Annotated in this window: 16 protein-coding genes and 1 pseudogene; 6 read left to right on the top strand and 11 right to left on the bottom strand. The window is 73.3% G+C overall.

All coding sequences use genetic code 11. The features are described from left to right. A partial coding sequence (locus Ade02nite_RS30785) for a sensor histidine kinase (RefSeq protein WP_203771575.1) occupies nucleotides 1-1,166 on the bottom strand: 1,166 nt, incomplete at its 3' end. A 122-nt stretch (nucleotides 1,167-1,288) separates the two neighbouring features. Here Ade02nite_RS30785 and Ade02nite_RS30790 point away from each other — a divergent pair. Beyond that, the gene (locus Ade02nite_RS30790) at nucleotides 1,289-1,759 is read left to right on the top strand and encodes a hypothetical protein (RefSeq protein WP_203771577.1); all 471 of its coding nucleotides are present in this window, start codon (nucleotides 1,289-1,291) and stop codon (nucleotides 1,757-1,759) included. On the opposite strand, the gene Ade02nite_RS30795 is transcribed toward Ade02nite_RS30790, so the two are convergent. Next, nucleotides 1,720-2,655, bottom strand: coding sequence for a phosphotransferase enzyme family protein (locus tag Ade02nite_RS30795; protein WP_203771579.1), 936 nt, complete (start codon nucleotides 2,653-2,655; stop codon nucleotides 1,720-1,722). The two genes, Ade02nite_RS30790 and Ade02nite_RS30795, sit on opposite strands and share 40 nt — an antisense overlap. Nucleotides 2,656-2,731: 76 nt before the next feature. On the opposite strand from Ade02nite_RS30795, the gene Ade02nite_RS30800 reads away from it, so the two are divergent. From Ade02nite_RS30800 to Ade02nite_RS30810, 3 genes are all read left to right on the top strand, one after another. Continuing rightward, nucleotides 2,732-3,055 carry a hypothetical protein gene (locus tag Ade02nite_RS30800; RefSeq protein WP_203771581.1) on the top strand — a complete coding sequence of 108 codons (324 nt, stop codon included), beginning with the start codon at nucleotides 2,732-2,734 and terminating at the stop codon, nucleotides 3,053-3,055. Continuing rightward, a complete protein-coding gene (locus Ade02nite_RS30805; RefSeq protein ID WP_203771582.1) occupies nucleotides 3,052-3,630 on the top strand; it encodes a hypothetical protein in 579 nt (192 codons plus the stop codon). The genes Ade02nite_RS30800 and Ade02nite_RS30805 overlap by 4 nt, the downstream gene beginning before the upstream one ends. A 119-nt stretch (nucleotides 3,631-3,749) precedes the next feature. Further along, nucleotides 3,750-7,301 (top strand): S8 family serine peptidase, encoded by a 3,552-nt coding sequence (locus Ade02nite_RS30810; RefSeq protein WP_203771584.1) that lies wholly within the window; start codon nucleotides 3,750-3,752, stop codon nucleotides 7,299-7,301. A 25-nt stretch (nucleotides 7,302-7,326) separates the two neighbouring features. On the opposite strand, the gene Ade02nite_RS30815 is transcribed toward Ade02nite_RS30810, so the two are convergent. The 9 genes from Ade02nite_RS30815 to Ade02nite_RS30855 form a co-directional block, all read right to left on the bottom strand. Then, complete coding sequence (locus Ade02nite_RS30815; protein WP_203771586.1) at nucleotides 7,327-7,827, bottom strand: sigma-70 family RNA polymerase sigma factor; 501 nt, start codon at nucleotides 7,825-7,827, stop codon at nucleotides 7,327-7,329. A 3-nt stretch (nucleotides 7,828-7,830) separates the two neighbouring features. After that, nucleotides 7,831-8,712 (bottom strand): alpha/beta fold hydrolase, encoded by an 882-nt coding sequence (locus Ade02nite_RS30820; protein WP_203771588.1) that lies wholly within the window; start codon nucleotides 8,710-8,712, stop codon nucleotides 7,831-7,833. A 63-nt stretch (nucleotides 8,713-8,775) separates the two neighbouring features. Then, on the bottom strand, nucleotides 8,776-9,492 hold the full coding sequence (locus Ade02nite_RS30825; protein WP_203771590.1) for an alpha/beta fold hydrolase: 717 nt from the start codon (nucleotides 9,490-9,492) through the stop codon (nucleotides 8,776-8,778). 10 nt (nucleotides 9,493-9,502) lie between these two features. After that, entirely contained in the window at nucleotides 9,503-10,447 is a 945-nt protein-coding gene (locus Ade02nite_RS30830) for an alpha/beta hydrolase (RefSeq protein ID WP_203771592.1), read from the bottom strand. 80 nt (nucleotides 10,448-10,527) lie between these two features. After that, complete coding sequence (locus Ade02nite_RS30835) at nucleotides 10,528-11,121, bottom strand: sigma factor-like helix-turn-helix DNA-binding protein (RefSeq protein ID WP_203771594.1); 594 nt, start codon at nucleotides 11,119-11,121, stop codon at nucleotides 10,528-10,530. A 20-nt stretch (nucleotides 11,122-11,141) separates the two neighbouring features. Continuing rightward, complete coding sequence (locus Ade02nite_RS30840) at nucleotides 11,142-12,179, bottom strand: DUF4331 family protein (protein WP_203771596.1); 1,038 nt, start codon at nucleotides 12,177-12,179, stop codon at nucleotides 11,142-11,144. Beyond that, the gene (locus Ade02nite_RS30845) at nucleotides 12,154-13,167 is read right to left on the bottom strand and encodes an NAD(P)-binding domain-containing protein (protein ID WP_203771598.1); all 1,014 of its coding nucleotides are present in this window, start codon (nucleotides 13,165-13,167) and stop codon (nucleotides 12,154-12,156) included. The genes Ade02nite_RS30840 and Ade02nite_RS30845 overlap by 26 nt, the downstream gene beginning before the upstream one ends. Nucleotides 13,168-13,215: 48 nt before the next feature. After that, nucleotides 13,216-15,990: an AfsR/SARP family transcriptional regulator gene (locus Ade02nite_RS30850; RefSeq protein ID WP_203771600.1), complete on the bottom strand. Its 2,775-nt coding sequence runs from the start codon at nucleotides 15,988-15,990 to the stop codon at nucleotides 13,216-13,218. A gap of 96 nt (nucleotides 15,991-16,086) precedes the next feature. Then, nucleotides 16,087-16,842, bottom strand: coding sequence for an SDR family oxidoreductase (locus tag Ade02nite_RS30855; RefSeq protein WP_203771602.1), 756 nt, complete (start codon nucleotides 16,840-16,842; stop codon nucleotides 16,087-16,089). Nucleotides 16,843-16,998: 156 nt separating this feature from the next. Here Ade02nite_RS30855 and Ade02nite_RS30860 point away from each other — a divergent pair, with 156 nt between their 5' ends. Continuing rightward, entirely contained in the window at nucleotides 16,999-17,451 is a 453-nt protein-coding gene (locus Ade02nite_RS30860) for an alpha/beta fold hydrolase (protein WP_203771604.1), read from the top strand. 609 nt (nucleotides 17,452-18,060) lie between these two features. Next, a pseudogene (locus tag Ade02nite_RS30865) lies at nucleotides 18,061-18,829 on the top strand (hypothetical protein); the annotation flags it as partial. Nucleotides 18,830-19,120 lie beyond the last annotated feature (291 nt).

Genomic DNA, 19,120 nt, shown 5'->3' on the forward strand with positions numbered 1-19,120 from the left:
GTGGGCTGAGGGGGCGCGCCGGGTGGTGGTGGCGCTGGCTCTGGGGGAGGTGTCCGGCGGGGTGTGGGGGCGTGGGGTGCTGCGGCCGGGATGGTGGCGTGGACGGTGAAGGTGCCTGGTGGGTCTGGGTGGGCCGTGAGGGTGCCGCCGAGCTGTTCGACGCGGCGGCGCATGCCGGTCAGGCCCAGGCCGGGGGCTCGGGTGAAGGCGGGGGCTGGGGTGAGGGTGAGGGCTGGGGCCGGGTTGGTGACCTGAAGGGCGACGTGGTCGGGGTGGTGGCGGATCGTGACGGTGGCGCGGCGCTGGGACGCGTGTTTGAGGACGTTTGTCAGGGACTCCTGGAGGACGCGGTAGGCGGCGGCGTCGGCGCCCGGTGACAGTGGCGACGGGCTGCCCGCGACGGTGAGGTCGATGGTGACGCCGGCGGCGCGGATGCGGGCGCACAGGTCGCCGACGCCGGCTAGGCCGGGTGAGGTGGGGACGCCGGCGAGGGTGGCGCGCAGCTCGTCGAGCGCCTCGGCGCTGGCGGCGCTGATGGCGGCCAGGGCCTCGTGGGCCATCGCCGGGCGGGTCTCGCGCAGGTGCAGCGCGATGTCGGCCTGCATCTGGATGGCGGCCAGGCCGTGGCCGACCACGTCGTGGACCTCCTGGGACAGGCGCAGCCGCTCGGCGTCGGCTATGCGCCGCTCGGCCTCGGCGCGCTCGCGGGCCTGCGCCTCCACCACCATGCGCCGGGCCGCGCCGACCGTGAACGGCACGATCACCCAGGCCGCGCCCGGCGCCAGCCCGGCCAGGCCCATCGAGCCGGTGAACGTGTGGACCAGCAGGATCGCGAGCGCCGCCGCAGCCCAGAGCGCGGCCCGGCGCAGCGCGAGGTGGCGGCCCGCCGAGTAGACGCAGACGGCGAACGAGAGCAGGATCGGCCCGTAAGGGAAACCGGCGACCAGCCACGCCGAGGTGCAGACCGAGGCGACCGCCAGCGCCGGGCCGGGCAGCCGCCGGCGCGCGGCGGTGACCCCGGCCGCGACGATGACCAGCACCGCGGCCACCCAGGAGACCGGCCGGTCGGTGGCGGAGAACCCGTCGAGCAGCGGCAGCGTGCCGAGGCCCACAGCCAGCAGCGCGACCGGCACCGCCGCGTCTCGCAGGCGCTGGTAGGTCGGCATGGGTCCACCCTGCCGGACGCGGGCTCGGAGCACATCAACCCACGGTCGTACGTCCGCTGCCGTACGACCGGAGCCGCTCCCGGGCCGACGACCCCGCGCCGCCGCGGCCGCACGCTGAGGACATGAGCGCGACAGTGAGACGACGCAAGCTGTGGCTGCTGCTCCACATCGTCTCGGCGGGGGTGTGGATCGGCGTCGACGTGATCGTCGCCGTGCTGGTGGGAGCCGGTGCCCTCGCCCGCGACGACGGCGACCGCGCGCTGGCGTACCAGGCCCTGGGAAGCTTTGTGATCTGGCCGATGCTGACCTCGGCCCTCGTCTGCCTGCTCACCGGTGTGTTGCTGGGTCTGGAGACGAAGTGGGGCCTGGTGCGCTATTGGTGGGTCGCGGTGAAGCTGGTGCTCAACCTGGTCCTGTGCACGCTCATCATCGTGCTGTTGCGGCCCATGATGCCGGAGCTGCGGGCGTACGCCGAGGGCCTCGACACGAGCAGCCTCGTCTTTCCGCCGATCGTGTCGCTCACCGCGCTGACCATCGCCACGGTCCTGTCGGTCTACAAGCCCTGGGGCCGCGTGGCGCGCAGGAGGGACTGAAGGACGGCGCGGGTGTGCGGCTCGTCCAGCGTCTCGCCGATCCAGGCCTCGGCGCCGGCACGGTCGGGGTTGCGGACGTTGGGCGTCAGCCAGTCGTTGGCGGCCAGCTCGGTGATGTGGCCGAGCTGGGCGATCAGCATCGAGAAGTCGCCCGGCCGGGTCAGCCTGGCCGGCCCGCCCGCGCTCTCGTACGCCGACATCAGGTCCCGCACCCGGCCCGGGTCCGTGCGGGCGAACTCGAAGACGACGCAGGCGAGCTCCTGGGCGGGATCGGCCGGTCCGCTGTTCTCCCAGTCGATGACGCACAGGCCGCCGGACGGGGTGGGCAGCACGTTGTCGGCCCACAGGTCGCGATGGCACATGCGGACGGACACCGGGGGCGTGAGCCACGACTCCAGCGCCACCAGCTCGTCGCGCAGCTCCGCCAGCCGGGCGGCGAACGGGGCGCCCGCGGCCCGCAGCCGGGCGATCAGCTGGTCCCAGGCCGGCGCGCCGACCGGCGCCGTGTGCCACCACTCGACCGGGCCGGACGCCGGCACGACCACCCGGTGCACGGCCGCCACCGTGGCGCCGACCAGCCCCGGATCGACCATCGGGTCGGGGGTGCCGAGCTCGACCCACTCGTACAGCCGGATCTGCCGCCCCGAGATGTGGGCGACGACCTCGCCGGTGACGGTGCGCCGGATCGCCGGGGCGGGTACACCGGCCGCGCAGGCCGCCTCCTGGAACAGCGCGCCGCCCTCGCCGGCCTCGTGGAACGGCACCTTCACCGCCCACCGGCCGTCCGAGGTGTCCAGCCGCCACACCTCGCCCTGCCGGCCGCGCGCGACCGGCCCGTCCGACAGGCCACGGGCGCGGCCCAGCCCGAAGACTGAGGCGAGCTCCGCGGCGTCCACGTCCTCACGGTACCGGCTTGTCGGGTCATGGACTGAGCCGCCGTCCGGCGCGGCGGCACGGCACAGCATGAACGTGATGCATGGATTCGCGCGCTCGATCTCGGAGCCGGCGCCGAGCTTCGGCGACCCGGTCACCGATGTCTTGCTGCTTCTGGGCGCGATCGTCCTCGCCGGCCTGGCTCTCGCCGCGCGGTCCCGCCTCCGGTCCGCGCGCTCCAGCATCAACAATCTGGTCGGGCCCCGTCCTCCGAGACCGGCGAACGAGGAGATGACGATCGTGACCGTCGGCGGCCCGGAGGTCACGGCGGTGACCGTCGAAGACCTCGACGTGCCCGCCGTCGGCATCGTCAGCGTGATACCCCGCATCCGTCCCCTTCTGCACGAGGAGGTGTCCTGGTGACCGACGTCGTGGACCTTCGTGGCCTGTTCTTCGACGACCCGGCGGACGCGGCCGGCGCCATGACGGGCGCCCTGACCGCCGACGACCTGGGGGGCGTCCTGAGCGGCATGCCCGAGGCCGCGCGGAAGGCCACGCTCTCCCGGATCGGCGACGCCGCCGCCGGACTGCTCGAGCTGGACCTCACCGAAATCCTCTGCAGCGGTTGGGGCAGGCACGGCCAGGTCCTCGCCGCGGCGCGGGCCGGCATGGCCGAGCCGGAGACGCAGCGCAGGGTCGCGCTCGCGGCCCACGCCATCTCGGTCGTCCACCGGCCCTCGCTGGAGGTCCACGTCGGCGCGCAGACGACGGCGACGGTGCCGCTCGAGGTGCGCCTGGAGATGGTCATCAGGGGCCTGCAAGCGGTCGTCAGGGCCGGCCGCCTGGCCGGCGTGGAGGCCGGCACCTGCGACATCGACGGCAGTCTGTCGATCGCGGGCCGGCCGCTGGTGCGCCGGCGGGCGAGCCTGGCGCTGCCGATGATCGTGCACCTGCCGAACGGCTGGCCGCTGGCCGAGGGGGAGTACCAAGCGGGCTGAGAGAAGCCGGCGCTGGCGCACACACGTCATGTCGCTTTGTGGCCAGCCGATTTTTCACAACGGCGTAACCAAATATCCACATGCTTCACCGCAACCCCTCGATCCACAGGAGTTGCGCCTTGTTCCACTCAGTCCTGGCGGTCGTCACGACCGCCGCACTGGCCACGGTGCCGGCCGGGCAGGCCGGTCCGGCGCCGGTCGCCGCGCCTGCGGGTGAAGAAAAGACCGTCACGCTGATCACCGGCGACAAGGTGACCGTGACGGGCACCGCGGTCTCCGTCGCGCACGCCACCGGCGGCGTTCGCATCAGCACGTACGGCGACGACACGTACGCCTATCCGGACGCCGCGATGCCGTACGTGGCCTCCGGTCTGCTCGACGAGGACCTGTTCAACGTCACCAAGCTGATCGCCGACGGCTACGACGACGCGCACGCCGGCGCGACGCCGCTGATCGTCGAGTACGCCGGAGGCGTTGCCCCGGCGGGCAAGCAGCCCGCGGGCGTGACCCCGGTGCGCACCCTCGCCAGCATCGGCGGCGCCGCGCTCACCGTCGACCACGACGCCGCGGCCGGCTTCTTCGGCACGCTCGCCCGCAAGGGCACCTCGATGAAGGGCACCATCTCGCGGGTCTGGCTCGACGGCAAGGTGCGCGCCACCCTGGCCGACAGCACCGCCCAGATCGGCGCCCCGCAGGTCTGGGCCGGCGGCGACACCGGCGCGGGCGTCGACGTGGCCGTCCTGGACACCGGCGTCGACACCGGGCACCCGGACCTGGCCGGGCGGATCGCCGAGACGGCGAGCTTCGTGCCCGGCGAGGAGGTCACCGACCGGCACGGGCACGGCACCCACGTGGCGTCCACGATCGCCGGCACCGGCGCGGCCTCCGGCGGCACGGAGCGCGGCGTCGCGCCCGGCGCAGAGCTGCACATCGGCAAGGTGCTCGACGACGCGGGCGAGGGCCAGGACTCCTGGATCATCGGCGGCATGGAGTGGGCCGCCCGTACCGCCAAGGCGAAGGTCATCAGCATGAGCCTGGGCGGCGGGCCGAGCGACGGCACCGACCCGCTCAGCGCCGCGGTCAACCGGCTCAGCGACGAGACCGGCGCCCTCTTCGTCATCGCGGCCGGCAACAGCGGCCCGGACGCCCAGACGGTCAGCTCGCCGGGCGCCGCCGACGCGGCCCTCACCGTGGGCGCCGTGGACGCTCAGGACCGGCTCGCCGTCTTCTCCAGCCGCGGACCGCGGCCCGGGGACAACGCGCCGAAGCCCGACATCAGCGGGCCGGGCGTCGACATTCTGGCGGCCCGGTCGCAGTACGCGCCGGAGGGCGAGGGCGCGTACCAGACGATGAGCGGCACCTCGATGGCCACGCCGCACGTCGCGGGCGCCGCGGCCCTGCTCGCCGCCGAGCATCCGGACTGGACCGGTCGGCAGCTCAAGGACGCGTTGATGAGCACGTCGAAGGCGACCCCGCGCTACCCGATCGAGTTCGGCGGCACCGGGCGTGTCGACGTGCCGGCCGCGGTGGACGGCACGCTGTTCGCCACCGGCACCACGTTCGCCTCGTTGAGGTACCCGTACGAGCCGGGGCAGCGGGCCGAGCAGACCATCACGTACACCAACACCGGCGACGCGCCCGTCACACTCGATCTCGCGGCGACCGGCGACGCGTTCACGCTGCCGCAGAAGCAGGTCACCGTGCCGGCGCACGGCGCGGCGAGCGCGAAGGTGGTGGTGCCGCTCGACGTGATGAAGGACGACACGTACGCGATCGGCTCAGTGTCCGGCACCGACGGCATCACCACGCTGCGCACCACCGTCGGCCTCAACCGCGAGGGCGAGCGGGCGAACCTCACCGTGACCGCCAAGGGCCCCGACGGCAGGGCCCTCGCCGGTCTGCTGATCCTCAAGGACGTCAAGCACGACACCTCGCCGCTCGCCTACGAGGTGAACGGCTCGGTGACGATGCGCCTGCCCACCAGCACGTGGTCGATGTGGCTGTACGCCGACGTGCCGGGCCTCCGCGGCCCGCGCTCGCTCGGCCGCGCCGTGCTCGTCGCCCCCGAAGTGGTGCTGGGCGCTGACCGCACCCTGACCCTCGACGGCACCAAGCTTGTGCCCGCCAAGGCGACCACGCCCGAGCGCACCAGCGTGGCGCAGCTGCGCGTCGACCTGTACCGCTCCTACCCGGACCGGCACCCGTTCGGCGACGACTACACGGTGGGCCCGCAGTACGACAGCGTCTGGGCCACGCCGACCGGCAAGAAGGTCACCCAGGGCTCGTTCTCCTTCGGCACCCGCTGGAGCGCGGTGCAGCCGCCGCTGGCCGTGAGCGTGGCCGGCCGGACCTTCGACGACCTGCTCTACCAGTCCGGCTCGCCGCGGCTGCCCGACGGCGTGCTGCGCCGCCCGGCCGTGCTCGTCAAGCCGGGCGGCTCCTTCGCCCCGGCGCGGGGCAAGGTGGCCGTGGTCCGCTACGCCGGCGTGGACACCGCCATCGCGCAGGCGGCCGCGGCGGCGAAGGCGGGCGCGACCCTGCTGCTGGTCGTCAACACCGGCGCGGGCCGGCTCGACGCCTGGTGGGAGGTGGGCGACCCGGTCACCCCGCTGCCGGTCGCCGGCATCGCCCCGGACGAGGGTGAGCAGCTGATCGCCCGCCTCGGCAGGGGCGACGTCACCGTGGAGGCGCACCCCGCGCCGCACTACGTCTACGACCTCAGCCGCTGGTTCCAGGGCGCCGTGCCGGCCGATCTGACCTTCCAGCCGCGGCAGCATGAGCTGGCCCGGGTCGAGCAGGAGTTCCGCGCCGTCAAGGCCGGCAGCGGCCTGATGGCGCGCGGCGACATGCGGCCGGACCGTCCGGGCTCGTACCTCTACGGCCCGGTGCTCACCATTCCGTTGCAGGGCAGGCGAACCGACTGGGTGTCCTCGGGCACCTGGGTCGAGCAGGCCGGCACCGAGGACGCCTTCACGGTCTCCGCGGCGCGGTCCTACCCGGCCGGCCGCACGAGCAGGGCCACCTGGTTCGCCCCGGTGGGCCGGCCGCGGCTGTTCGCGCAGGGCACGTTCACGCCGCCGTCGCGCCTCGGCGACATGGTGGCCGCCTTCGGCATCCCCGCCTTCGGTGACAGCGACCCGCACCACCAGGGCGTGCTCTGGAGCGGGCAGACGCAGACCACGTCGCTCTACCAGGGCGCCACGAAGCTCGCCGAGAATGCCGGCGACAGCGTGGACGCGGTGGTGGGCAACGACGCGGTCGCGCTGCGGCTCGTCACCGAGACGGCGAACGACGGCACGGTCATGCCCTACAGCACCAGGACGAGGACGGAATGGTCCTTCGTCGCGCCCGCTACCGATCCCGCCGCCGAGCCCGTCTTCGAGCCGCTCGACCTCGTCCAGCTCGACTACGCCGTGGCGACCGACCTGGCGGGCCGCGCCGCCCGGCACGGGGCCCTCGGGGTGAGCGCGAGCCGCGTCGACGGGACGCCGCTGCGCACTGCCGTGAAGGTCGAGGTGTCGTACGACGACGGCCGCACCTGGCACACGCCGCGGGGCAAGCTCGACGCGCCGCGGCACGCCAAGTACGTCAGCGTCCGCGCGACGGCCGAGGACAAGGCCCGGCGGGCCACCGTCACCCAGACGGTGATCCGCGCCTTCGGGCTGCGCTGAGCCGCCGGGGACGCCCTCGCCCGCCTCAGCGGTCGGCGAGGGCGTCCCGCAACGCCTTGCGGGCGTAGTGGGTGCGCGACTTCACCGTGCCGACGGGCACCCCGAGCCGGTCGGCGATCCGCTCGATCGGCTCGCCCAGCAGGTAGATGGCCTTGAGCAGGTCGCGGTGCGCGGCGCTGAGCCCGGCGAGCGCCGACCGCACCGTCTTGGCGGCGAGCGCCGTGTCACCGGTCTCGTCCGAGCCCGTCGCCACCCACGTCAGGTCGGCCACCCCCACCTCGACCGGCCGGTAGCGCCGCGACCGCACCGAGTCGATGACGAGCCGGCGGGCGACCGTGAACAGCCAGCGGCGTTCCTCCTCGGAGCTGGGCGGCAGCCCGTCCACGTGCCGCCAGGCCCGCACCATCGTCTCCTGGGTGAGGTCCTCCGAGGTCTGCCGCGCGCCGCCGGTGAGATGCAGGATGAAGTAATAGACGTCGCGGGAGTGCGCCGCGTGCAGCGCCGTCATGCGGGCGTCGGCGTCCACGGCTCACCCCGCCGCGTGGAAGCGTCGCAGGGCGCCGAGGACGGCCGCCGGGCTCTCCTCCGGCAGGAAGTGCCCGCCGTCGAGTCCCTCGCCGGTCACCTCGCCCGCCCAGTCCCGCCACACCGCGAGCGGGTCGTACCAGGTGCCGACCGGCCCGGCCGCGCTCCACAGCACCTGCACCGGGCAGGCGATCCGGCGGCCGTTCGCGCGGTCCTCGTCGTCGGCCGCGCGGTCGGTGGTGGCGCCCGCGCGGTAGTCCTCGCACATGGCCCGCACCACGTCCGGATCCCGGACGGCCGCCGCGTACTCGGCCAGCGTCCGCTCGTCGCGCTTGCGCAACGAGCCGCCGAACTGGATGTCGAAGAAGAACCACTCCGGGTCGTGGACGATCAAGATCTCCGGGATCGGGTACGGCTGCGCCAGCACCGCCCAATGCCAGTAGGCGAGCGCGAACCGGTCGTCCGCGCGCGCCCACACCTCGCCGGTCGGCACGACGTCCAGCACGGTCAGCCGCCGTACCGCCGAGGGATGGTCCAGCGCCAGCCGGTAGCCGACCCGCCCGCCGCGGTCGTGCCCGGCCACGTCGAACCGGTCGAAGCCGAGCCGGGCCATGAGCCCGAGCACGTCCTCGCCCATCGCCCGCTTGCTGTAGGCGTGGTGCCCCGGGTCGGGCACCGGCTTGGAGCTGCCGCCGTAGCCACGCAGGTCCGGCGCCACGACGGTGAAGTCACGCGCCAGCTCCGCGGCGACGGCGGACCAGCACAGGTGGGTCTCCGGGTAGCCGTGCAGCAACAGCAGCGGCGGCCCGGAACCGCCCCGCCGTACCCGGAGCGTCTGGTCGCCGACCGTGACGTGCTCCAGCTCGTACCCGTCGAACCCGGGCATGGCAAACTCCTCGGGAGAAGGCCGGGATGCCCGCCGGCCTCGTTGCCGGCGGGCACCCGGGGATCAGTTGGCGGTGGTGTGGGCGACCGCTTCGAGGATCGCCGCGACGACCTCGCCGGGCCGCGAGGTGGCGATCGCGTGCGACGCGCCCGGCACTTCCCGCACGCCCTGGGGCGACGACCGCTGCACCTGCCAGCGGAACAGCTCCGCCGGGATGTTGCGGTCGGCGTCGCCGTAGACCTCCCAGGTCGGCAGCGTCCGCCACGCCGGCTTGTCGGTGGACAGCTCGTCGGTGAGCGCCTTCTGGGTCACCGACCGCTGGGTGCGGCCGAGCAGGATCGCGTCCTCCAGCTCGAGGTCCGCGCCGAACTGGCTCGGGAACTTCGCGGGGTCGATCTTGAGCTCGGTACCGCCGCCGGTGAGCGGGAAGGTCACCAGCGCCTCGCCGAGCGTGCTGCCGGCGAACTTGCCGGCGAGGGCGAACGCGGACTCGCCGTGGTCCGGGACGAACGCGGCCACGTAGACCAGCGCGCGCACCGGGTCGAGGCCGGTGGCCGCCTCGGTGATGACCATGCCGCCGTACGAGTGGCCGACCAGCACCACCGGACCGCCGACGCCGTTGACGACGTCGCGCACGTACTCGGCGTCGGTTGCCAGGCTGCGCAATGGGTTCGCGACGGCGATGGCGTCGATGTCCTGCTTGGCGAGCTCGGAGATGACCGGGTTCCAGGCGGTGCTGTCGGCGAACGCGCCGTGCACCAGGACGACGGTGGGCTTCATCTTCTTCTCCTCAGGCCAGGCCGAATGTGATGGCAGCGATCGCCTGCGCCGTGGCGGCGCGGGCGGCGCGGGTGTCCTTGAGCGGGTTGAGCATCATGAAGTCGTGGATCGTGCCGTCGTAGCGGACGGTCGTGATGGGCACGCCGGCGGCGCGCAGCTTGGCGGCGTACGCCTCGCCCTCGTCGCGCAGCACGTCGGCCTCGTCGACGAGCAGGAAGGTCGGCGGCAGCCCGCGCAGGTCCTCCAGCGACGCCTGGTTCGGCGAGGCGGTGATCTCGGAGCGCACCGACTCGTCCGGCGCGTACTGGTCCCAGAACCACGCCATGGCGGCGGCGGTCAGGTGCGGCCCGTTCGCGAACTGCCGGTAGCTCTCGGTGTCCATCCGGGCGTCGGTGACCGGGTAGTACATCGAGACGTGCCGGAACGAGACGTCGCCGCGCTGCTTGGCCAGGATGCTGACGGCCGCGGTCATGTTGCCGCCGACCGAGTCGCCCGCCACGGCGAGGCGCGAGCCGTCCAGCCCCTCGGCGGCGCCCTCCTTGGTGATCCACTGCGCGGTGGCGTACGCCTGCTCGATCGCGACCGGGTAGTGCGCGTCCGGCGACGGCGTGTACTCCACGAAGACGAACGCGAAGCCGGTGCCGATGGTGAGCTGGCGGACCAGGCGGTCGTGGGTGCCGTTGTTGCCGAGCACCCAGCCGCCGCCGTGGATGTAGAGCACGGCCGGCAGAAGGCCGGTCGCGCCGACCGGCTTGACGATGCGGACCCGCACGTCGCCCACGGACGCGGGCACGGTGATCCACTTGTCGTCGACGTCGGGCAGGTCGGTGAGCCCGGCCTGCACGTCGTCGAGGATCTTGCGGGCCTCGACCGGGGTGACCTGGTAGACGAAGGGCGGCTTGGCCGCCGCCTCGCCGAAGGCCTGGGCCGCGGGCTCGAGAACGATGTCGGACACTTCTGGTACTCCGTTCCTCGGGTGGTGAGCTTCAAGCTAGGGACAGCGAGTGCGGAACCAGTGACGTCGCGGTGACGGCCTCAGGCCGCCAGGCTCACCAGGGCGGCGGGGTCGCCGGTGCGCGACACCTCGCTGAAGGCGGCGAGCAGGCCGTGCTGGTCCACTGAGGACACCTGGCCGTCGCCGGGTGCGGCGAGCCGGGCCCGGGCCCGGCGGGTGAGCTGGCGGGCGTGGGCCTCGCTGACCCCCAACAGGCCCGCGATCTGGCGGTACGGCAACGCGAACGCCTCGCGCAGCAGGTAGGCCACCCGCTCCCGCGGTCCGAGACGCGCCAGCAGCAACGCCATCGCGCCGCGCAGCTCGTCGGCCGCCACCGCCAGCGCCGCCGGGTCGTCGCCGCGGCCGCCCGGGTCCGGCGGGCACAGGCCCACCGGGCTCTGGTGCCGGGCGTACGCGGTCTGCGTGCGGGTCAGGGACAGCCGCGTCGTGGTGCGGCTCAGGAACGCCGGCGCGTCCCGGACCACCGTGCGGTCCGTGCCGTTCCAGCGCAGCCACGCGTCCTGCACGACGTCCTCGGCGTCCGGCCCGGCGATGCCGCGGGCGATGCGCAGCAGCCGGTCGCGTACCCCGAGGAAGTCGTGCAGTCCGTCGTCGATCGTCGTGGTTCCTCGCATGGCTGGGACGCTAGGAAGGGTCAGTGTGAGTCGAGTGCCGATGGAGTGACGTACGGGAACTCGTCGCTCATCCGGGCCGCGGTCAGCCCCGTGCTCACCGCCGAGTTGGTGGCGAGGGAGAACATGACCTCGGCCGCGTTGTCGCTCAGGTGCCGCCCGTTGAAGTCGGTGAAGCCGAACACCGCGGCCGTGCCGACCTGATAGGGCAAGGTGTCCGGCAGGATCCGCTGGGCCACCGCGAGCGCGTACGCCTCGGGCCGTGCCGACGTGCCCAGCCGCCGCACCGCCGCCGCGACCAGGCCGCGGATCTGCCCGCCGTAGCGCGCCCAGTCCTCGCCCGGGTGGGTGGCGTTGGCCTCGCTCGCCGCGTCACCGTCCGCGTCCCGGAAGATCGGCCAGATCATCGGCAGCCCGGCCCGGCCCGCCTGACGCCGGCCGCCCGCGTCGGTGGCGAGCAGCGAGGCACTCCACACCCGGATCATGCGGTCGGGGAAGAGCTGCCCGTCGCGGTGCGGCACGCGCAGCACGATGCTCCAGACCGTGGCGCTCTCGAAGGAGTTCGCCGCCTTGCCCGGCAGGAAGCCGGTGATGTCGGCGTCCTCGCCGTGCAGGAGCAGCCGGTCCACGGCGGCGAGCTGCGACAGGTCCAGGAAGAACGGGTCGAGCGCGCGGCCCGCCCACACCCGGAGGCCATCGGCGCCGTCGATCGGTGCGCCGACGAGGCCCGCGGCGACCTCCGCGCCGTCCCGGGTCACCCGCATCGTCTTGCCGGCGAAGGTGAAGCCGAAGACGAGGTTCTCGGCCGGCGCGTCGTCGAGGTGTACCCGGAACTCGTACCGGGCCTCGGGATGGAAGCCGTCCGCGGTGGCGCCGCCGGCCAGCGACGTCCGCACGTTCATCACGAGGACGGTGGCGTCGAGGTCGTCGAAGACGTACTGGTCGGTGATGTTCAGGCGCGGGTCCTGCCGGGCCTGCGGCGAGTCGAGATGGTGCGACATGGGGATGTCCTCCCTGGGTGCGGCGATGTCGCGGTCACCGTAGGAGCCGGGGGTGCGCATCGAATGACGATGCAGTGACGGGCGGCTCGGCGGCCGTCGCCAGGGCCGGCACGGGGATGCCAGCCCTGCCCGCGGCGCAGACGACGCGCCGCCACGCCGGCCGGGTCTCGCGCAGCGTCAGCGCGAAGTACGGGTCGTCGAGCAGGCCCTCGTCCGGCATCGCCGTCAACGCCTCGCGGGCATAGGTGAGCAGGCGTCCCGCCAGTGCCGTGCCGCCACGCCAGGCGGAGGTCACCGCGGCCAGATCCATGCCCCAGCCGTACGCGGCGCCGGCCGCCCGTAGCCGTTCGACCGCCCGGGCGTACGCGACCGCGCGCGCCGCGTACCAGGCGGCCCGGATCTCGGCGACCGTGACGGTCAACGGCCTGACCGGGCCCGGCCGGTCCTTCGGCACGGCGGGTTCCGTGATCATCTCACCGGCCTGCCAGGCCCGCAGGACCGCGCGGTCACCCAGCAGGGCGTACGCCTCGGCGGCCAGCTCGGCCTCGGCGGTCGCCAGCTCCTCGTGGACCTGGCCCGCGAAGTGCCCGGCGCTGCCCGCGCCCGCGTACGCGACGCACGGCACGTTCTGGAACCGCGCCGCGGTGGCGGTCAGCAAAGGCAGAAGCCGCCGATGGGCGGCGCGGTCTCCACCGACCACATAGGACGGGCCGCGCTCGATGGTGCGCGGCCGCCCCGCGATCGCGCAGCCGGCGAAGAGCACGCCGGAACCGCGCAGCCACGCGGTTCGCCGTCCGGTGTCCGAGAAGCGGGACGCGTCGCCGTCGGCGAGCACGTCGCCGGGCTCGAGACGGGGCAGCAGCTCGGCCAGCAGGCCGTCGAGCCCGGGGCTCGCCAGCAGGATCACGGCCCGGGGAGCGCTCAGCGCCTTCACCATGTCGGCCGCGCCGGCCCGGTCCGCGACCGCGACGCGATAGCCGCGGGCGGTCAGGTTGCGCACGAAGGCCGAGCCCCGTTCGCCGCGGGTCACCACACCGATCGTTGTCATGTCCGCACCCAACGACCGGCGCGGTGCGGCGTTCACGCGGATGCTGTGTCAGCTGTCACCCAGCCGGTCGCGCAGCTGCCGCGCGACCGGCCCCTCCGGCTCGGGCAGCGCCGACAGGGCCTCCCGCCAGTGCTGCCGGGCGGCCTCGGTGTCGCCGGCGTCGCGGCAGGCGTCGCCCATGGCGAGCTGCACCTCGGCCAGCGCTGCCGGGTTGCCCGCCTTCCGGTACGCGCCGGCGGCCTCCTCCCAGCGGGCCATCGCCTCCTCGGGCCGGCCCATCTCGCGGTAGAGCGAGGCGAGCAGGTCCCAGCTGTGCCCCGCGCCGAGAGTGTCGCCCATCTCCCAGGAGAGCGCGATCGTCTGGCGCAGCAGCTCCTGGGCGGCCTGGCCGTGGCCGAGCCGCGCCCGGCTGCCCGCCAGCGTGCGCAGCGCCCGCGCCTCGTTGGCCCGGTCACCGGCCGACCGGAACATCTCCAGCGCGCGCTCGCTGTGGCGTACGGCCTCGTCGTGCTCCTTGTGCTCGGCCCGCACGTAGGCCCAGTTGAGCTCGACCATCGCGACGCCCCGGCGGTCGCCGAGCCGCTCGAAGAGCGCCGCCGCCCGGCTCAGGTGCTCGGGCGCCTCCTCGCCCTCGTACGAGTTGAACAGCGCGCCGGCCAGGCTGCGATGCAGGTGTGCCTGCCCCACGAGGTCGCCGTCGGCCATCGCGGCGGCCAGGCCCCGGCGCATGGTCGCGACCCAGGACGGCGTCCGGCCGGTGAACTGGAGATGGGTCTGCAGGGTGAGGGCCACGTGCCAGGAGACGCCGGGCGCGCCGGCCGCGGCGATCGCGCCGAGCACCCGCCGCTCGGCGTCGAACCAGGCCATCGCCTCGTCCGGCCCGGCGAACGACGGCACCAGCACGCCCGGCCGGGGCTCCGGCGGCGCCGGTGGCGGAAGCGCGCGCGGCAGCAGCTCGTGCGCCTCGTACGCGCCGGAGCGATAGTGGTCGAACAGCCGGCCCAGCGCCTCCCGGCGGTCACCGGGACTGTCGTGCCGCTCGGCGAGGTCCGCGGCGTAGGTGCGCAACAGGTCGTGCATCGTGTGCCGGCCGGACCGCGCCTGGGTGAGCGTGTGCGTGGCCAGCTCGCCCAGCATCAGCCGGGCGGCGCGCGGCTCGACCGCGGCGAGCGAGGCCGCCGCCGGCACCGAGACGTCCGGCCCGGGGTGCAGCGACAGCAGGCGGAACATCCGCGCGGCGCCGGGGGAGAGGGCCTTGTACGACCACGAGAAGACCGCGGCCAGGTCGGCGTCCTCGTCGGCGCCGAAGCCGTCCAGCCCCGCACCGGCGGCGGCCAGCTCCTCGGCGATGTCGGCCAGCGGGGTCTCCGGCAGCGACACGGCCCGCGCCACGACGACCGACGCGGCGAGCGGCAGCCGCCCCGTCCGCGCGATGATCTCGTCGACCGCCGCGGGTTCCGCCTCGACGCGCTTCGCCCCGAGCCGGTTGACCAGAGCCTCGCGCACCTCGTGCGGCGACGGCAGATCCAGCGGTACGGGGTGAGCGCCGCCCGTGCCGACCAGCGCGGTGATGCGCACCCGGCTCGTGACGATCGCGAGGCTGCCCGGCGCCGAGGGCAGCAGGTGGCGTACCTGCTCGAAGTCGCGGGCGTTGTCGAGCACCACCAGCATCCGGCGGCCGGCCAGCATGCTGCGGTAGATCCCGGCCAGCGCGTGCAGCTCGGCCGGGAGCGTGCCCTGCGGCACCCCGAGCGAGCCGAGGAAGCCGCGCAGCGCCTCGTCCGGGGTCATCACCGTGCCCTGCGCGGCGAACCCCCGCAGGTCGGCGAAGAGCTGCCCGTCCGGGTACGACCCGGCGAGCCGGTGCCCCAGGTGCACCGCGAAGGTGGTCTTGCCGATGCCGGGCATGCCGTCCACGGCCAGCGTCACGGCCGACCGGCCCTGCCGGTGCCCCTCGCCGACCAGCCGCGTCGCCCGGGACAGGGCGGACTCGCGCCCGCTGAAGAAGGGTTGATCGGGGGGAAGCTGCGCCGGAACGAAGGACTTCTCCGGCTCCGGGGCCGCCGCCGTCGCGGGTGCGCCTTTCTGGTGCAGCAGACGGTCGTACGCCTCGGCGAGCTCCGGGCCCGGGTCGATGCCGAGCTCGTCCGCGAGGCGGCGGCGCACCTGCTGGTACGCCTCGACGGCCTCGGCCTGCCGCCCGTCCGCGGTCAGCGCGGCGATGAGCCGGGCCTGCAGCGGCTCGTCCAACGGTGACCAGGCCGCGCCCTGGCGCAGCGCCGGGATGACCGCGCGTGCCTGCCCGGCGCGCAGCGCGGTGTCCGCGGCATCGCGCAGCGCCTGGGACCGCTCGCCGTCGATGGCCACGAAGGTGGGGTGGCTGCGCTCCAGCCCGGCCGCGCACGGCCCGTGCCACAGCGTCAGCGCCTCCGTCCAGACGGCGACGGCCCTGACGGCGTCGGGCTCGCGGCGGGCCCGCGACACGAGTCGCCGGAACCGGAGCAGGTCGAGCATGTCCTCGCCGACCCGGAGCTGGTATCCGGCGGCGTGCCGGACGAGGTGGTCGCCGACCGCGCGCACGGGCAGGTCGGGCTCGATGAGCCGGCGCAGCGTGCCGATGTAGCGGTGCACCACGTTGACCGCGCTGGTCGGCGGGTCCTGCTCCCAGACGGCGTCGACCAGCTCGTCGAGGCCCACCACCGTGCCCGCGCGGGCGAGCAGCAGGGCGAGCACCAGGCGCTGCTGGCGGCCGCCCAGGTCGAGGTCGATATCGCCTCGCCAGGCCCGGACCGGGCCGAGGACGGTGAATCGCACCGGCTGCATGACCATCAGTTAACCCTCACCGTGCGGGGGAGCAGGACACACCCACTCTCGCCCGCGCGGTGAGGCCGAAACATCAGTCGGATGACTGCGGCGGCGTCACTTGCCGGCGGCGCGTGCGGCCAGCCATCGGGCGAACGTGGTGGGCGCGGTGCGGAAGCCGGCGTCCGGGGTGAGCGAGTTGTCGTCGAGGATCGCGCCGAAGTACGCCACGCTCGGGTCCGCGACGACCGTGCGCGGGTCGCCGTCGACCCGCAGGATCTGCCGGGCCAGCTCGTCGAGGGGCAGCGCCTCCGGACCGGCGACCTCGACGAGACCGTTCGCCGGCTCGGCGAGCGCGATCTCGGAAACCAGGGCGGCGACGTCGTCGGCCGCCATCGGGCGCAGCTTCGCCGAGGTGAGCCGCACCGTGTCGCCGTCGGCACCCGTCTCGGCGATGGCCTTGACGAACTCGTAGAACTGGGTGGCCTTCACGATGGTGTACGGCGTGTGACCGTCCCTGATCATCTCCTCCTGCGCCACCTTGGCACGCATGTAGCCGCTGTCCTTGAGCCGCTCCGCGCCGACGATGGAGAGCGCGACGTGATGGCGCACGCCCGCGGCGGCCTCGGCGTCCAGCACGTTGCCGGTCGACGTCTTGAAGAAGCTCATCACCGCGTCGTCCGCGAAGCTCGGCGAGTTGGACACGTCCACGACCACCTGAGCGCCGTCGAGCGCCGCGGCGAGACCCTCCCCGGTCAGCGTGTTCACCCCGGTGTTGGGGGCGGCGGCGACCGCCTCGTGCCCCTGGCTCGCAAGGCGCTTCACCACGTTCGAGCCGATCAGTCCCGTACCGCCGATGACCACGATCTTCATGTCCTGCTCCGTTCCTCTGGGGTGACACGAAGCTACGAACCCCCGGTGCGCGATCGGTGACGAACGAGTGACGTCGAACTTCCGCCGCCTCCCGTCGTTGTGCGCGAGTGCCGCCTCCCCCAGGGCGGCGTCCCCGACCCCGAAGGGCACCAGCACATGAGGAACCACGAACCCGTCTGCGTCGTGCACGCCGCCCCGGACCCTCTGCGCCTGCCCGCCCTGGAGCAGCACGTACGCGTCGTCTACGCCGCCCGCGACGCTCCGCTGCCCGCCTGCGGCAACCCGGTGATCCTGCTGGGCCACGCCACGGCCGCGCCCTCGGCCCTCCGCACAGCCCTCGCCCACCCCGGCCGGCTGGCGGGCCTGATCCTGTACTCACCGTCCCCCGACGGCGAGGACGTGAGCGCCCTGACCCTGCCCACCCTGATCATCACCGGCGCCCACGACCCGATCTGCGGCCCGTCCCGAGCCGCCCTGCTGCACGGCCGCATCCGCGGCTCCGCCCTGCTCGTGCTGCCGGAGGGCGACAGCGTGGCCCCGTTGACGCAGACGGCCGCCTTCGTCGGCGCCGTCTCCGAGTTCATCGACCTGGTGACCGACCCCGTCTAGCCTGAGCCGTTCCGGCGCTCGCGCACTCGGGTGGCAGCGGCCAATTTGATCACGCAACACACGGAATTGCCGATGGGTGGAAACCTCGCCGGCTTGCTGAGTTTTGGCTGATCTTGTGGCATCCTCATAGGAGCACTACTGCGAAGGAGTCTGTAGTGGAGATCCGGAGTAGGGGGCGCTAGAGGTCGAGCCATGGAAGTTGCGGCAATCATTGGGGCCGCGGCTTCCATACTTGCATTGTGCTTGCGATATTGGCTGATTTGGAGACTTTGCGTAATGGCGGATCGGTCTGGTCGTCAAGTACGCGTAAGTGGGCTGAACCCACTAGCGGTCCAGGTGGAGTATATGAATGACTCCCCGAAGGAGCAATTGTCATCCGCCGGCTCGAAGGAATTGCCGGAGGGTGAAGGATAGGCTGTTTCACGGCACACTGATTGTTTGAACCGGGCGCATGGCGTACGCCTAGTCTCCGACACATACATGGTCCGGAATTGAGAAAATCAAATATCTCGCGGATAGAACGAGAGCACTCGACCCAGCCGGTCGGGTGCTCTCGCTCCGTTAGTTGTCCGGTGACGGTCATCGTGGTCGTCGACGCGAGGATGTGTCCTGATTCAACCGAATGGTGATCTCGGTGCGCGAGGGGATGATCTAGAGCTGCTGCAGAACGCGGTCGACGCGATCACCGCGCGGCGGCTCGGTGACGTCCGGGGAGATCTGGTTCGAGCCGGCCGAGCTGACCGGGGACGGCACCGTGCGCGTGCACGACAGTGGCGTGGTCCTGACCGAGGCACAGGTGCACGAGGTGCTCGCGACCATCGGCCGCAGCTCGAAGCGGGACGATCTCGGCTTCGCGCGGCACGGGTTCCTCGGGCAGTTCGGCATCGGTCTGCTGTCGTGTTTCATGGTGGCCGGCGAGATCCGCATGGTGACCCGGCACGGCGACGAGCCGACGGTCCAGGTGAGGGTCCGCGACGATCCGATCGGGCGGGACTGCCGCCGTGGGCGTTCTTCGTGCGCTGCGTCGTCGACACCACCGAGTTGCGGCCGACCGCGAGCCGTGAGGCGCTGTACGACGACGGCCTGCTCGAGCAGGTGCGTGCGCGCCACCCTGGGCGACGGGCTGCGGGGCTGGCTCGCGCGGCTGGGCTCGGCCGATCCGGCGCGATTGCGCCAGTTCCTGGAGATCCACCACCTCGGCGCCAAGGCGCTCGCCGTGCACGACAACGAGATGCTGCGCCTGATGTACGAGTGGTGGCCGTTCGAGACCAACGTCGGGCCCCTCACCCTCGCCGAGTTCCTCGACCGGTACGCGGTGGTCCGCTACACCCCGTCGCTCGACGGATATCGGCAGATGGCAGCTGTCGCCGCCGCCCAGTATGGCGGAACACGACCTCGACGAAGAGGACCTCATGTAGATCTCGACGTGGCGCGCCCAGGTCGCTGGGCGCGCCAGCCGGCCCGACTCCGCTGCCGCATGCTGCGCTATGCGAACCGGCCGTCCGTCGTCGTGCGCGGTCCGCTGCCGGGCTGTTATGTCGGGAGGGTGACGACGCGGCTTAGTCGCGCAGTTCCGCCAGGGTGGCACCGGCGACGATGCGGGCGATGTTGCCGCGGTTGTCGCTGTGTGCCAGCCGCTGGGCAAGGGCGTCGAGGTCGTCGATGTCGC

Source organism: Paractinoplanes deccanensis (genome assembly GCF_016862115.1).
Taxonomy (GTDB): domain Bacteria; phylum Actinomycetota; class Actinomycetes; order Mycobacteriales; family Micromonosporaceae; genus Actinoplanes; species Actinoplanes deccanensis.